This is a genomic window from Streptomyces sp. NPDC042102 (assembly GCF_055582305.1).
In genome coordinates this window covers 1,035,780-1,050,415 of record NZ_JBVJDL010000003.1, presented here as the reverse complement: position 1 = coordinate 1,050,415, position 14,636 = coordinate 1,035,780, and the positions used below count along the sequence as shown (strand labels likewise).

At 70.9% G+C, this 14,636-nt stretch carries 13 protein-coding genes and 1 riboswitch; of the genes, 3 read left to right on the top strand and 10 right to left on the bottom strand.

Annotated features, from left to right (window positions below; genetic code table 11):
- Positions 1-135 precede the first annotated feature (135 nt).
- The 10 genes from ACZ6KO_RS18080 to ACZ6KO_RS18035 form a co-directional block, all read right to left on the bottom strand.
- The gene (locus tag ACZ6KO_RS18080) at positions 136-990 is read right to left on the bottom strand and encodes a thioesterase family protein (RefSeq protein ID WP_469304912.1); all 855 of its coding nucleotides are present in this window, start codon (positions 988-990) and stop codon (positions 136-138) included.
- A 68-nt stretch (positions 991-1,058) separates the two neighbouring features.
- Positions 1,059-1,715: a trimeric intracellular cation channel family protein gene (locus ACZ6KO_RS18075; protein WP_469304911.1), complete on the bottom strand. Its 657-nt coding sequence runs from the start codon at positions 1,713-1,715 to the stop codon at positions 1,059-1,061.
- A 209-nt stretch (positions 1,716-1,924) separates the two neighbouring features.
- Positions 1,925-3,016 carry an ABC transporter ATP-binding protein gene (locus ACZ6KO_RS18070; RefSeq protein WP_469304910.1) on the bottom strand — a complete coding sequence of 364 codons (1,092 nt, stop codon included), beginning with the start codon at positions 3,014-3,016 and terminating at the stop codon, positions 1,925-1,927.
- 5 nt (positions 3,017-3,021) lie between these two features.
- On the bottom strand, positions 3,022-4,119 hold the full coding sequence (locus ACZ6KO_RS18065; RefSeq protein WP_469304909.1) for an ABC transporter ATP-binding protein: 1,098 nt from the start codon (positions 4,117-4,119) through the stop codon (positions 3,022-3,024).
- Positions 4,116-5,117, bottom strand: a complete 1,002-nt coding sequence (locus tag ACZ6KO_RS18060) for an ABC transporter permease (RefSeq protein ID WP_469304908.1) — start codon at positions 5,115-5,117, stop codon at positions 4,116-4,118. Before ACZ6KO_RS18060 ends, ACZ6KO_RS18065 begins: the two co-directional genes overlap by 4 nt.
- A gap of 116 nt (positions 5,118-5,233) precedes the next feature.
- A complete protein-coding gene (locus ACZ6KO_RS18055; protein ID WP_469304907.1) occupies positions 5,234-6,991 on the bottom strand; it encodes an ABC transporter substrate-binding protein in 1,758 nt (585 codons plus the stop codon).
- Positions 6,992-7,028: 37 nt separating this feature from the next.
- Positions 7,029-8,021, bottom strand: coding sequence for an ABC transporter permease (locus tag ACZ6KO_RS18050; protein WP_469304906.1), 993 nt, complete (start codon positions 8,019-8,021; stop codon positions 7,029-7,031).
- 412 nt (positions 8,022-8,433) lie between these two features.
- Positions 8,434-9,174, bottom strand: coding sequence for an enhanced serine sensitivity protein SseB C-terminal domain-containing protein (locus ACZ6KO_RS18045; protein WP_401452679.1), 741 nt, complete (start codon positions 9,172-9,174; stop codon positions 8,434-8,436).
- A 62-nt stretch (positions 9,175-9,236) separates the two neighbouring features.
- Complete coding sequence (locus tag ACZ6KO_RS18040; protein WP_469304905.1) at positions 9,237-9,977, bottom strand: enhanced serine sensitivity protein SseB; 741 nt, start codon at positions 9,975-9,977, stop codon at positions 9,237-9,239.
- Between the two features lie 162 nt (positions 9,978-10,139).
- Positions 10,140-10,847 (bottom strand): AAA family ATPase, encoded by a 708-nt coding sequence (locus ACZ6KO_RS18035; protein WP_469305014.1) that lies wholly within the window; start codon positions 10,845-10,847, stop codon positions 10,140-10,142.
- A 305-nt stretch (positions 10,848-11,152) separates the two neighbouring features.
- A riboswitch (glycine riboswitch) is annotated at positions 11,153-11,253 on the top strand.
- 188 nt (positions 11,254-11,441) lie between these two features.
- On the opposite strand from ACZ6KO_RS18035, the gene gcvT reads away from it, so the two are divergent.
- The 3 genes from gcvT to glyA all read left to right on the top strand — a co-directional run bounded on the left by gcvT (position 11,442) and on the right by glyA (position 14,305).
- On the top strand, positions 11,442-12,557 hold the full coding sequence (gene gcvT, locus ACZ6KO_RS18030; RefSeq protein ID WP_469304904.1) for a glycine cleavage system aminomethyltransferase GcvT: 1,116 nt from the start codon (positions 11,442-11,444) through the stop codon (positions 12,555-12,557).
- A 91-nt stretch (positions 12,558-12,648) separates the two neighbouring features.
- Positions 12,649-13,032 (top strand): glycine cleavage system protein GcvH, encoded by a 384-nt coding sequence (gene gcvH, locus ACZ6KO_RS18025; protein ID WP_469304903.1) that lies wholly within the window; start codon positions 12,649-12,651, stop codon positions 13,030-13,032.
- A gap of 16 nt (positions 13,033-13,048) precedes the next feature.
- Positions 13,049-14,305 carry a serine hydroxymethyltransferase gene (gene glyA / locus ACZ6KO_RS18020; protein WP_469304902.1) on the top strand — a complete coding sequence of 419 codons (1,257 nt, stop codon included), beginning with the start codon at positions 13,049-13,051 and terminating at the stop codon, positions 14,303-14,305.
- The last annotated feature ends 331 nt before the right edge of the window (positions 14,306-14,636 follow it).

The following is a 14,636-nucleotide window of genomic DNA, read 5'->3' as shown; positions in this document are numbered from 1 at the left end:
CCCGCTGCCGCCGCGTCTCCCGATCCGGCCGCGACGCACGGGGCGGCGGGCCCGAAGACCTGCCCGGACCGACCCGTGCACCCACCGGCCCACCCGGCCCCGAAGGCCGGGACCGGCCAGGCGACGGGTGGCCGGCTACGAGCGGGGGGAGCGGGCGAGCTGGCGGGACTGGGCCACCAGGCGGTCGGCGCTGTCCCAGACCTCGGCGTCCTCTTCCAGGAAGCCGCCCGCCAGGTTGCGCGTGGTGATCGAGACCCGCAGCGGGCCCGGGGCCGGGCGGTGGCGGATATGCGTGGTGAGTTCCACGGTCGGCGCCCAGCCGATCAGGCCGAGGTCGAACGCGGTCGGCGGCAGCGCGTCCACCGCGAGCAGCAGGGACAGCGGGTCCGCGTCCCGGCCGTCGGCCAGTTCGAACCAGGCCCGCATCTCGCCCTTGCCGGAGGGCGCTCCCAGCGCCCAGCCGGCGGTGGCCGGGTCCAGGCGCAGCCGCAGCCGGTCGACGATCTCGGAGCTGCCCGGGATCGGGGCGGGTCCGGCGTCGGCGCCGATGCAGTCCTCGTACGCGGGCATGGCGGGGACCGTGGCCGTGGTGCGGACGTCGTCCGGCAGGGCGGACAGGTCGCCGTAGGAGGCCAGGACCCGGATCCGCTCGACCTCGGTGCCGTGCTCGTCGTACTGCAGGAGCGAGGCCTGCCCGGTGGAGAGGGTGCGGCCGATCCGGACCACCTCGGTGCGGATCACGGCGGGGCCGGGAACCGAGGCGCTCAGGTAGTGCGCGGAGACGGTGAAGGGGTCCGGGTGCGGCAGGGCCGCCGACAGGGCCCGGCCGACCAGGGCCAGCAGGTAGCCGCCGTTGACGGCGGTGATGATCGTCCAGCCGGCGGAGAGCTCCGCGTCGTACACCCCCGGCTCCCCCGCGCGCGGGGTGACGGTGGTGTCGCGGTCGAACTCGCTGTCGCCGATGGGTGCCTTGGCTGCTGCGTGTGACATGGCTCGAAACTACACCTCGTAGCTACTAAGCGGTAGCTTTTTCGAGGTGCAGCGCCCCACCCGCAGCCCTACGGCTCCTCGGCCACCGAGGAGCGCCGGTTCCAGGCCAGCGGCGCCCGCAGGTGGTACCGGATCGCCAGCAGCCGCAGCACGAAGGCCGTGACCACCGCGAATCCGCTGGTCATCGGGTTGAGCACGCCCAGGCCGATGAAGACGGCCACCATGGAGGCGCCGACCATCGCGGGGACGGCGTACATCTCGCGGTCGCGCAGCAGCGAGGGCACCTCGTTGGCGAGGACGTCGCGCAGCACACCGCCGCCGACCGCCGTCACCACGCCGAGCGCGGCGGACGCGGTCAGGCCGAGCCCGTACTCGTAGGCCTTGGTCGTGCCGGTGACGCAGAACAGGCCGAGCCCGGCCGCGTCGAAGACGTTGATCGCGCGGTTGATCCGCTGCACCTCGGGGTGGAGGAAGAAGACGAGCGCGGCGGCGATCAGCGGGGTGACGAAGAAGCTCAGCTCGCCGAAGGCGGCCGGCGGGACCGCCCCGATGACCAGGTCGCGGAAGAGTCCGCCCCCGAGGGCGGTGGCCAGCGCGAGCACCGCGATGCCGAAGACGTCGAAGTTCTTGCGTACGGCGAGCAGCGCGCCGGCCGTGGCGAAGACGAAGATGCCCGCGAGGTCCAGCGCGTGCTGGATTTCGGGCGGGAAGAGATCGTGGAGCACCCGGCCATTGTGACCGGTCACGCCCGGCGCACCCGCACGGGCGTGCGGGCGTGCACCCGCGCGGGTACACCGGCGCGGACGCCGACGGGCACGGACACCGACCGGCACGGACGCCGGCGGGCGCGGACGCCACCCGGCGACCACGCCCGCTCCCGGCCCGCACGGACCCGTGGACCCACAGGGGTCCGAAGGCCCGCGATGCGCAGCGGCTAGTCGGTGACCACCGCCGCCGCCTGCGCGGCCTCCGGCAGCGCCGTGTCCCCCGGCGCCTGGTCGGGCGCGTTCTCCGGGTGGTGGCAGGCCACCTGGTGGCCCGTCTTCAGTTCCAGCATCGGCGGCTCCTGCGTGGTGCAGATCTGCGTGGCCTTCCAGCACCGCGTGTGGAAGCGGCAGCCGCTGGGCGGAGAGATCGGCGAGGGCACGTCGCCCTTGAGCAGGATCCGGCCGCTCTTGGCACCGCGCCGGCGCGGGTCCGGCACCGGTACGGCCGAGAGCAGGGCCTTGGTGTACGGGTGCATCGGCGTCGAGTAGAGCGACGTACGGTCGGTGAGCTCGACGATCTTCCCGAGGTACATGACCGCGATCCGGTCCGACACGTGCCGGATGACCGACAGGTCGTGCGCGATGATCACGTACGTGAGGCCGAGCTCCTCCTGCAGGTCGTCGAGCAGGTTGACCACCTGCGCCTGGATGGAGACGTCCAGCGCCGAGACCGGCTCGTCGGCGACGACCAGCTTCGGCTTGAGCGCGAGCGCGCGGGCGATGCCGATGCGCTGGCGCTGGCCGCCGGAGAACTCGTGCGGGTAGCGGTTGTAGTGCTCGGGGTTGAGGCCCACGAGCGACAGCAGCCGCTGCACCTCGGCCTTCAGACCGCCCTCCGGGGTGACCCCCTGGAGCTTGAACGGGGCGCTGACGATCGCGCCGACCGTGTGCCGCGGGTTCAGGGAGCCGTACGGGTCCTGGAAGATCATCTGGACGTCGCGGCGCAGCGGACGCATGGCCGAGACACCCAGGTGCGTGATGTCCCGGCCCTCGAACTCGACGGTGCCGCCCGTCGGTTCGAGCAGCCGCGTGATCAGCCGGCCCATGGTCGACTTGCCGCAGCCGGACTCGCCGACGACGCCGAGGGTCTCACCGCGGCGGACGTCGAAGTCGATGCCGTCGACGGCCTTGACCGCCCCGGCCTGGCGCCGGAGCAGCCCCTTGTTGATGGGGAAGTGCTTGACCAGGCCGGTGACCTTGAGCAGCGGTTCGGCGGTGCGGGCCGCCTGTGCGGGGACGGCCGCGGCCGTCTTGTTCATGTCGGTCACAGCTTCGGCGCAATCTCTTCGGTCCAGATCCGGGTCCGCTCCTCCTGCGACATGTGGCACGCGGACCAGTGCTCGGCACCGCCCCGCCCCTCGTCCACGAGCGTCAGCTCGGGCCGCTGGGTGCGGGTGATGCCGCCCTTGGGGACGTCGGCGTACGGGCAGCGCGGGTGGAAGGCGCAGCCGCCGGGGATGTTGATGAGGCTGGGCGGCGAGCCCTTGACCGGGATGAGGCGGTCGGTCTGCTCGCGGTCGATGCGGGGCATCGAGCCGAGCAGGCCCCAGGTGTACGGGTGGCGGGGTTCGTAGAAGACCTTCTCGGCCGAGCCGCGCTCGACGCACCGGCCGCCGTACATCACCAGGATGTCGTCGGCCATCTCCGCGACGACCCCGAGGTCGTGCGTGATCATGATGACCGCGGAGCCGAACTCCTTCTGCAGGTCGCGGATCAGGTCGAGGATCTGCGCCTGGACGGTGACGTCGAGGGCGGTCGTCGGCTCGTCCGCGATGAGCAGCTCGGGGTTGTTGACCAGGGCCATCGCGATCATCGCGCGCTGGCGCATACCGCCGGAGAACTCGTGCGGGTAGGCGTCGACGCGCTTGGCGGGCTCGGGGATGCCGACCCGGTCGAGCATCTCGACGGCCCGGACGCGGGCCTTCTTCTTGTCGACGTCCTGGTGGTTGCGGTAGGCCTCGATGATCTGGTGGCCGACCGTGTAGTAGGGGTGCATCGCCGAGAGCGGGTCCTGGAAGACCATGGCCATCTTGCGGCCGCGCAGCTTGCGCACGTGGTCGGCGTCGGCGCGGACGAGGTCCTCGCCGTCGAGCACCACCTCGCCGCTGATCCGCGGGCGGCTGCGGGCGTGACCGGTGCGGTGCAGGCCCATGATGGCGAGCGAGGTGACGGACTTGCCCGAGCCGGACTCGCCGACGATGCCGAGCGTCTTGCCCCGCTCGAGGTCGAAGGAGAGCCCGTCCACGGACTTGACGATGCCGTCGTCGGTCGGGAAGTGCACCTTGAGGTCGCGCACGGAGAGGAAGGCCTCGGACCGCGGTGCCCCGGCCTGCTCGGGTACGAAGGTGGGGGTGTCGGTCACGTCAGCCTCACGCGCGGGTCGATGACGGCGTACAGCATGTCCACGATCAGGTTGGCCATGACCACGAAGAGCGCGGCCAGCAGGGTGATGCCCATGATCACGGGGAGGTCGCCGGCGCCGATCGCCCCCACCGCCGCCGTGCCCAGGCCCTGGAAGCTGAAGGTGGTCTCGGTCAGCACCGCGCCGCCCAGGAGGCCGCCGAAGTCCAGGCCGAACATGGTGACGAGCGGGGTCAGGGTGGAGCGCAGCGCGTGCTTGCGGATGACCACGCGCTCGGTGAGTCCCTTGGCGCGCGCGGTGCGGATGTAGTCCTCCCCCATGACCTCCAGCATCGTGGCGCGGGTGATGCGGGCGTAGGTGGCGGCGAAGAGGAAGGCCAGCGTGATCCAGGGCAGGATCATGGCGTTGAGCCAGGCCCCGGGATCCTCGGTCAGGGGTTTGTAGTTGGAGACGTCCAGCCAGCCCAGCCCGTAGACGAAGACCGCCGGGGCGACCATGCCGGTGAAGAAGATGGGGAGCGAGACGCCGGCGAGCGCACCGACCATCACGGTGCGGTCGATGGCCGTACGTCTCTTGAGGGCGGAGACCACACCGGTGGCCACGCCCGCGATGACCCAGATGACGGCGGCGCCCAGGGCGAGCGAGAGCGTGACGGGGATGCGCTCCATCATCAGCTCCCACACCGGCTTCTCGCTCTTGAACGAGTAGCCGAAGCACGGTGCCGGGCAGTGGGTCTTGTCGACGCCGGTTTCGTAGTCGCGGCCCGCGACGATGCCCTTGACGAAGATCAGGTACTGCTCGGATATGGGCTTGTCGAAGCCCATCTTCACGCGGATGCCCGCCAGGGCGGTCTCATTGGTCTCGCGGCCGGCGTACATCAGCGCGGGATCGGCCCCGGTGATCTTCGGCACGGCGAAGAAGATGCCGAAGGTGACCACGGAGACCACCAGCAGCGTGGCGACGACGTTGAACAGCCGCCGGATGAGGTAGACGAGCACTGCAGTCGGCCGCTCGGGCGGGCGGCCGCCGCCCCTCGTGGGGACGGCAGCCGCCGCCTGCGGCCTTCACCTGCCCTTCGGACTAGCGCATGTGCGGTGAAGGCGTATGCCTGCTGTTACTTCTCGACACCCACGGTGGCGAGGTCGATCTTGCCCATGGAGTCGTTGAAGTAGACGTTCGTCAGCCGCGGGTTGTGGTAGACGAAGGCCTTGTCGAAGTTGATCGGCAGGTAGAGCGCCTTCTCCATGACCTTCTTGTTGATGTCCGTGTAGAACGGCGCGGCGGCCTCGGGAGTCGCGGCGCTGGCGGCCTTGTCGAACAGCCCGTTGATCTCCGGGTCGTTGACCTCGGTGTAGTTGTTGTTGCCGTTCGGCAGGATGAACGAGCCGTCCACCAGCGGCTGCAGGAAGCCCGAGCCGGAGTTGTAGTCGGCGCCCCAGCCCATGACGATGATGCCGTAGCCCTTCTTCTTCACGTTCTCGGGCGAACCGATCGTGGAGGAGGAGAGCTTGCCGTCGTACTGGTCGATCTTGGCCTTGATGCCGACCTTGTCGAGCGCCGCCTGCAGCGACTCGGCGGTCTTCACCTCGGGGGCGCGGTTGTTGCGCACCGCGATGGTGGTCTCGAAGCCGTCCGGCTTGCCACAGGCCGCCAGCGCCGCCTTGGCCTTGTCGATCTGCGGCTCGCCCTTCGTCAGCCCGAACGGGTCGAAGGACTTGTCGGAGCCGGGGATGCCGGGCGGCAGCATGTTGGCGCCGAGGTCACCGCTGGTCGGGCCGCCGCGGCCGGTCTGCAGGGACTTCGGGTCGGCCGCGTAGATGACGGCCTTGCGGCACTCGATGTTGTCGAACGGCGCGACCGTCTGCGGGAAGGCGAAGTAGCGGATGTAGCCCGTGAAGGGGTTGTCCGCGTTCTTCTTGAGGTTCTCGTCCTTGAGGACCTTGTTCTTCGCGGCCTGCTGCAGGCCGGTGCCGTCCACCGCGAGGTCGATGTCGCCGGACAGCAGTCGGGCGTCCATGTCGTCGGCGTTGGTGGTCACGGTGAAGGAGACCTTGTCCGGCAGACCCTTGCGGATCGTGTCGGTCTTCGGGTCCCAGTTCTCGTTGCGGACGAAGGTGGCGCCCTTGCCGGCGGAGAAGCTCTCGACCTTGTACGGGCCCGTGGCGACCGGCTTGTTGGTGTACGTGGCGCCGGTGTCCTTGCCCTGCGGCACCGGCGAGGAGGACGGCATCGCCAGCAGGTAGGAGAAGTCCGAGTTGGCGCTGGCCAGGTTGAAGACGATCGTCTTGTCGTCCGGGGTCTCGACGGACTTCAGACCCATCTTGTTGGGGTCGGTGTCCTTGTACGGGCCGGGGTACTTCTGGCCCTGGTCGAGCAGGTCGATCAGGTACGTCGGGCCGCCGGACAGCACGTCCTGCGCGAAGACGCGCTCGATGCCGTACTTGACGTCCTTCGAGGTGATCGGCGTGCCGTCCTCGAACTTGACGCCGTCCTTGAGCTTGAGCGTGTAGGTCTTGCCGTCGTTGCTGAGCACCGGCAGGGCCTCGGCGAGGTCCGGGACCAGCTTGGTGCCCGCCTCGCCCGGCTTGCTGTCGTACGCGAGCAGCTGACGCACGAACAGGCGGTGCATGTTCCACACGAAGCCGTAGTAGGCACGCGCCGGGTCGAGGTAGTCGACGTCCTGCGGCGACCAGAGCTTGAGCTCGCCGCCCTTCTTGTCCGACGGGTTGACGACGCCCTTGGTGGCGGCGTTGAACTCCGCGGCGGAGCCCGAACCGCCCTTCGCGTCGTCGCCCTTGTCACCGCACGCGGCGGTCAGGGACAGAGCGGCGATCACGGCGGTGATCGCGAGGGCCTGCTTTCTGCGGATCACGTTGGTCCAACCTCCAGAGTGATAGCGGTGAAACGGTTCAGCTGCCCTTGGGGTCGAGTGCGTCGCGCAGCCCGTCCCCGAAGAGGTTGAACGCCAGGACGGTGATGAAGATCGCGAGACCGGGAACCACCATGTACATGGGGTCGTCCTGGTAGATGGGGACGGCGTCGGACAGCATCTTTCCCCAGGAGGCGGTCGGCGGCTTGACGCCGGCACCGAGGAAGCTGAGGGCTGCCTCCGTCAGGATGTTGGTCGGGATGATGAGGGTCGCGTAGACGAGGATCGGCGCGATCAGGTTGGGCAGCAGTTCCTTGATCAGGATGTAGCCGCGGCCGGCCCCGAGGCTGCGCGCGGCCTCGACGTACTCGCGCTCGCGCAGGGAGATGGTCTGGCCGCGCACGATCCGGCCGATGTACGGCCAGCCGAAGAAGCCGATCACGAGGACCAGTACGCCCATCCGGACACCCGTGCCCTCGAACCCCCACAGGGAGTCCGGGACCACCGAGACCAGCGCGATGGTGAACAGCAGCTGCGGGAACGCCAGCAGCAGGTCCATCGTCCGGCTGATCAGGCCGTCGACCCAGCCGCCGAGGAAGCCGGCCAGGGCGCCGAGCAGGCTGCCGAGGACGACCGACACGAAGGCGGCGAGGAAGGCCACGGTCAGGGAGATCCGGGCGCCGTAGACGATCCGGCTGAACACGTCACGCCCGTTGGTCGGTTCGACGCCCAGCAGGAAGTCGGAGCTGATGCCGCCGAAGGAGCCGATCGGCGTACCGAGGTCCGGGTCGATCAGGTCTTCGTGGAACTCGTTGGGCGGGTGGCCCAGCAGGCTCACGATCTGCGGTGCGAAGACGGCCACCAGGATCAGGAAGATCACGACGATGCCGCCGGTCAGTGCGACCTTGTCACGCTTGAGCCGCATCCAGGCGATACGGCCTGGCGAGCGGCCTTCGATGGCCTTGGCAGGGACGTCGGCCGTGACAACGGGTGCGGGTGTCTCCGCGCTCGTGTCATGCAGTGGTGCCGTCATCGTGGTGGGGACCCCTCTCGGCCGACCGGTGGGTCGGCCCATGCCCGCCGCTGTGGCGGCGTTGGTGCGGAGTGGCGCTGGTAAATGCGGTTGACGAACCGGCGATCGGCAGGACTGACCTGCTCTTGGTGGGGGAGTCTTCATCGGTCGCTCGATCAGCCGCCAGCCCCGCAGATGAATGGATGCGCAACCGTGATGTGACGGTCCGGTTCCCGTTATCCGGACTGTGTTGACGGCTCAGCGGAGCAAGACCGTCCGTTCGGTACGGAACCGGACATCATGCCCAAGTACCGTCACCCGCATGCTCTTTGGGCATCCGAGACGGGTTAAATCCGGACAACGCGAAGGCCGCACGGAACAGTTGTTCCGTGCGGCCTCGTCCGCGATGCGGTCGGTCTGTCTCGCTCCGTGGTCAGTAGGCGGGGGCGTGTCCCTCGCGGTCGTAGAACGGGCGCGTCTGGGCGCGCAGCCACATCGCGACCGGGTCGTGCTCGTCCGCCAGCGCGACGGTGCACACCGGGACGCCCTCGGGGACCGTGCCCACCGACTGGCGCATCATCTCGCGCACCGCCTCCAGCGCGGCGGGCGAGGTGTCGTACAGGTCGAGGCCGACCGCGAGGTACGGCGTCCCGACGGCCGGCTGCACCCAGCAGCGGCGCAGCGAGCGGACCGCGGGGGTGCGGTGGGCGTGCTGGGTGAGCAGTCCGTAGAACTGCGGCAGCTCCAGGGCGGGCTCGGACAGCCGCAGCGGACCGGCCGGCATCCGGTCCAGACCGGTGGCGATCCGGCGCAGGTCGGCCCAGGGGATGCCCAGTCCCCCGCCCTGGGCGTGCGGGTTGAGCCACAGGCCCCAGCGGTCGGGGTAGAGGGCGCGGGCGACGTCCCGGCCCGTGACGACCTCGTACCCGCGGTTCCAGCCGCTGGCGGCGAGCTCCTGCGGGGAGGTCACGCAGGGCGCGTACCCGAGGCCGTCGACCTCCATGCCGCCGTACTGGGCGTCGGGGGACCCCGGCTGCCCGTGCCACAGCAGCATCCACAGCCGGCCCTCGGCGAGCGAGTGCAGCAAGGACTCGTAACTGTCGTAGCGCCCGGGGGTCACCTGGCGCATCATGTGCTCGACCTGCCCGGCCGCGGCCGTGCCTGACGCACTCACCCGGAACCCCTCTTCGCCTCTTCGTCCGCCCTCGCCACGCAATGAAACCAGCTTAAGCCGAGCTAGGGAGTGTAGAAGGGGCGCACGCGTGTCCGGAGGTAGTCGACGACCGGGTCGTCGGCCGCGTCGAGGAGGATCAACTGCACCGGCCAGGGCGGGCGGACGCGGTTCAGGGCGCGGCCGAGGGCGTCCATCGGCGCGTTGCGCGTGTCGGGATCCCAGCCCAGCATGCGGACACCGATGTAGAGCTCGGGCTCCCCGCCCTCGACGCTGGCGAGGCATCGGTGTGCGGCGGCGACCGCGCCGCTGGCGCGGAACTCCTCGGCGGCGGCGGCCAGGAAGTCCACCGGGTCCTCCTGCCAGTCGGGCTCGAAGAGCCGTACCCGGCCACCGGTGGCCGGCCCGTCCAGCGGGGTCCGGCCGCGGCGGCACAGCTCCGCGACGGCGGGCGGGGGCAGCGGGACCCCGACGGCGCCCTCGGGATTGACGGCGATGCCCAGCTGCGGGGGCAGGCCCCGGGCGAACTCGACGGCGGGGGCGACGGCGAAGTCCATGGCGGTGCCGACGCAGACCTGGAACTGCGCCTGGGAGCTGTAGACGGGCACGTACGCGGCGCCGCCGATGTCCATCGTCGCCAGGGTCAGGTCGGGGCTGTCCGGACCACCGCCCGCGGGCAGCGGGATCCACAGCCGGCTGCGGCCGAGCACCTCCAGGATCCGCCCGCCGGCGTCCGGGACGCCGAGCGAGGCGCCGAGCACCTCTTCCAGCTCGTTGGCCGGCCAGCCGTTGCCCTGCCCGTGCATCGCGTTGCCCTCCGTGCGCCCGTCCGCCTGTCCGTGCCCGTGTCACGGTCCCTGCCAGGCCGAGGTTAGTGGGTACGCGCCGCCTCCCGCGCCGCGGGGACGGGTCGGCCCCGCTCCCGCCCGCCGCGCCCCGCCCAGCGCCCAGTGCCCCGCGCCCAGGGCTCAGCGCTCCGGGGCGAACGCGATCCGGTCGATACGGGACGCGGCCGCCCGGTCCAGCAGGACCGCCGAGGCGCAGCCGGCCGGGAGCCGGCCCGATTCCGCCGCGCGCAGCAGCCGGGTGGCCGCGCCGCGGTGCCGGGCGAAGGCGTACGCCGAGACGCCCCGGCCCCGGGCGGCCTGCCCGGCGAGGGCCTCCTCGGGCGTGGCGTCGAGCAGGAGCAGGTGCAGGGCGCGGCCGCGGCGCCGCGCGGCCCGGGTGAGCAGGGCCCGGACCCATGCCTGGGTCCCGCAGTCGTGGACCACGACCGAGGCGCCCGAGCGGGCCGCCCGCCACAGGCCCGCGTAGTGCGCGACGCGGACCGCGGGGCGGTAGACGGCGTAGGGCAGGAAGGCGGGCATCCGGGCCTCCCAGCGCTCCCGGACGTCCTGGGAGTCGATGCCGCCGCCGGGGACCGCCCGCTTGATCAGCGTGCTCTTGCCGCCGCCGGGCAGCCCGGAGACCACGACGATGTCGCCACCGGCGAAGGTGAGCCGCGCGGGCCCGCGGGCGCCGCGGCCGTGACCGTGCCCGCGCAGGTCGCGCACGGCCGGACGGACACCGGCGGCCGCACCGGCCGTGCCGGCGTGACCGGCGGCTCCGGCGGCTGCCGCACCGGCCGTGGCGGCGGCTCCGGCGGCGACGGCGCGCGCACGGGCGCCGGGCGGCAGCGCCCGGAGCGCTTCGCGCTCACCGCGCGCGGGCTGCACGGGCACGCCGCCGGCGGCCGCGACGGGCCTTCCGCGCGTCTCCGCGAGTCCGAATCTCCACACAGTGATCGCCTCCCCGGGTCGGGTCCCTGGACCCCATGCCCACTGAGTGTAAAGAGACGGTAATCCGGACCGTCCCGGTTCCGGACGGGAGCGTACGGATCCGCGACGGCGGACCCGTACTCCTTTTCGGACCCGGACCCCCATTCCCACCCGTCCCGTGCAATGATGTGCGCCATCTGGACACCAACTGCATACAGGCCGCTTGAATCCGCGCGGGAGAGTCCCGTCGGGCCGTACGGCAGGCGGGCGCCGAAGGAGCAAGAACCTCCCTTGAATCTCTCAGGCCCCGTACCGCGTGGATGAGGCAGATCTGAAAAGCGGGCCACGCCGTCGTCGGACGGTCCGGGCCCCACCCAAGGTGCAAGCCGGAAATCCGCCACGCGCGGATTCCGGCGAACCTCTCAGGTTCCGATGACAGATGGGGAGGATCGTCCTCGTCATGTCATGTCGATGTCCTGTCGATGCCCCCCTGGGACCCTGGGAGCCGAACCGATGAGCAATGCCCCCCGTCTGACCGCCCTCGATGCGCTGCACCGCTCGCTCGGTGCGACCATGACCGACTTCGCGGGCTGGGACATGCCGCTGCGGTACGGCAGTGAGCGCGACGAGCACAACGCCGTCCGCACCAAGGCCGGCCTCTTCGACCTCTCGCACATGGGCGAGATCACGCTGACCGGCCCGGAGGCCGTCAAGGCCCTCGACCACGCGCTGGTGGGCAACATCTCCACCGTGGGCGTCGGCCGCGCCCGCTACACGCACATCTGCCAGGAGGACGGCGGCATCCTGGACGACCTGATCGTCTACCGCCTCGCCGAGACCGAGTACATGGTCGTCGCCAACGCCTCCAACGCCCAGGTGGTCCTCGACGCGCTGACCGAGCGGGCGGCGGGCTTCGACACCGAGGTCCGCGACGACCGCGACGCGTACGCCCTGATCGCGGTGCAGGGCCCGGAGTCCCCCGGCATCCTGGCCTCGCTCACCGACGCCGACCTGGACGGCCTGAAGTACTACGCCGGCCTGCCCGGCACCGTCGCCGGCGTGCCCGCGCTGATCGCGCGCACCGGCTACACCGGCGAGGACGGCTTCGAGCTGTTCGTCTCCCCCGAGCACGCGGTGGAGCTGTGGCAGGCGCTGACCAAGGCGGGCGAGGGCGTGGGCCTGGTGCCGTGCGGGCTGTCCTGCCGCGACACGCTGCGCCTGGAGGCCGGCATGCCGCTGTACGGCCACGAGCTGACCACCGCGCTGACCCCGTTCGACGCGGGTCTGGGCCGGGTCGTGAAGTTCGAGAAGGAGGGCGACTTCGTCGGGCGCGCCGCCCTGGAGGCCGCCGCCGAGCGCGCGCGGTCCACGGCCCCCCGCAAGCTGGTCGGCCTGATCGCCGAGGGCCGCCGGGTCCCGCGCGCCGGCTTCCCGGTCGTCTTCGGCGGCGAGGTCGTCGGCGAGGTCACCTCGGGCGCCCCCTCGCCGACCCTGGGCAAGCCGATCGCGATGGCGTACGTGGACGCGGAGCACGCCGCGCCCGGCACCTCCGGCGTCGGCGTGGACATTCGCGGTACGCATGAGTCGTACGAGGTCGTGGCTCTGCCCTTCTACAAGCGGCAGAAGTGACGATTTCCCCGCCGGGACCCGTCCGTCACTCCGTCTCACTCCGCAAGACCACTGTTCATCAGCACTCCCCCGCATCCAGGAGAATCAGGTCATGAGCAACCCCCAGCAGCTGCGTTACAGCAAGGAGCACGAGTGGCTGTCGGCCGCCGAGGACGGCGTCGCGACGGTCGGCATCACCGAGTTCGCGGCCACCGCGCTCGGTGACGTCGTCTACGCCCAGCTCCCCGAGGTCGGCGACACCGTGACCGCGGGCGAGACCTGTGGCGAGCTGGAGTCGACCAAGTCGGTCAGCGACCTGTACTCCCCGGTCACCGGCGAGGTCGTCGAGGCCAACCAGGACGTCGTGGACGACCCGGCGCTGGTCAACTCCGCCCCGTTCGAGGGCGGCTGGCTGTTCAAGGTGCGTATCGCGGAGGAGCCGGCCGACCTGCTCTCCGCCGAGGAGTACGCCGACCTGACCAAGTCCGGCAACTGACACCAGGGGACCGAAGATGTCTGTACTGAACACCCCTCTCCACGAGCTCGACCCGGACGTCGCCGCCGCCGTCGACGCCGAACTCGTGCGCCAGCAGTCGACCCTGGAAATGATCGCGTCGGAGAACTTCGCTCCGGTCGCCGTCATGGAGGCCCAGGGCTCGGTCCTGACGAACAAGTACGCCGAGGGCTACCCCGGCCGCCGCTACTACGGCGGCTGCGAGCACGTCGACGTGGTCGAGCAGATCGCGATCGACCGCATCAAGGCGCTGTTCGGCGCCGAGGCCGCCAACGTGCAGCCACACTCGGGTGCGCAGGCGAACGCCGCCGCGATGTTCGCGCTGCTCAAGCCGGGCGACACGATCATGGGCCTGAACCTGGCCCACGGTGGTCACCTGACCCACGGCATGAAGATCAACTTCTCGGGCAAGCTCTACAACGTGGTCCCGTACCACGTCGACGAGACCGGCCAGGTGGACATGGCCGAGGTCGAGCGCCTGGCCAAGGAGTCCAAGCCGCAGCTGATCGTCGCCGGCTGGTCGGCGTACCCGCGCCAGCTGGACTTCGCCGCCTTCCGCCGCATCGCGGACGAGGTCGGCGCGTACCTGATGGTCGACATGGCGCACTTCGCCGGCCTGGTCGCCGCGGGTCTGCACCCGAACCCGGTGCCGCACGCCCACGTCGTGACCACCACCACGCACAAGACCCTCGGCGGTCCGCGCGGCGGTGTGATCCTGTCCACGCAGGAGCTCGCCAAGAAGATCAACTCGGCGGTCTTCCCGGGTCAGCAGGGCGGTCCGCTGGAGCACGTGATCGCGGCCAAGGCCGTCTCCTTCAAGGTCGCGGCCTCGCCGGAGTTCAAGGAGCGCCAGGAGCGCACCCTGACCGGCGCGAAGATCATCGCCGAGCGCCTGGTCCAGGACGACGTCAAGGCCGTGGGCGTGGACGTCCTCTCCGGCGGCACCGACGTGCACCTGGTCCTGGTCGACCTGCGCAACTCCGAGCTGGACGGGCAGCAGGCCGAGGACCGCCTCCACGAGGTCGGCATCACGGTCAACCGCAACGCCATCCCGAACGACCCGCGGCCGCCGATGGTCACCTCGGGTCTGCGGATCGGTACGCCGGCGCTGGCCACCCGCGGGTTCCAGGCGGAGGACTTCACCGAGGTCGCCGAGATCATCGCGCAGGCGCTGAAGCCGTCGTACGACAGCGAGTCGCTCAAGGCCCGCGTCTCGGCGCTGGCGGCGAAGCACCCGCTGTACCCGTCGCTGTAGGCACCGCCGCCGGCGGCCGCGCCGGTGCCCGCGCGGGCACCGGCGCGGGTGCCGCCGAGCGCGAGCCGACCGACGGCACCCGCACCGCACCCGAGAAAGGCCCGGCCTTCCCTTCCGCAGGCCGGGCCTTTCTCATGCCCGACCTCCCTGGGTCACTTTTCGGCGGCAATGGTGTTCACCCGGCCGCGATAAGCTCGTCTGTCGGACAAAATCCGTACTAATCACCCTCATAAGATCACTTCCGCTCCTCCCGCCCCTCCCGCACCGCCTCCCACCCCTCTGCCGCACCGCGCCCCGCCCTCCTCCCACCCACGAGCAGACATAGGAGTCC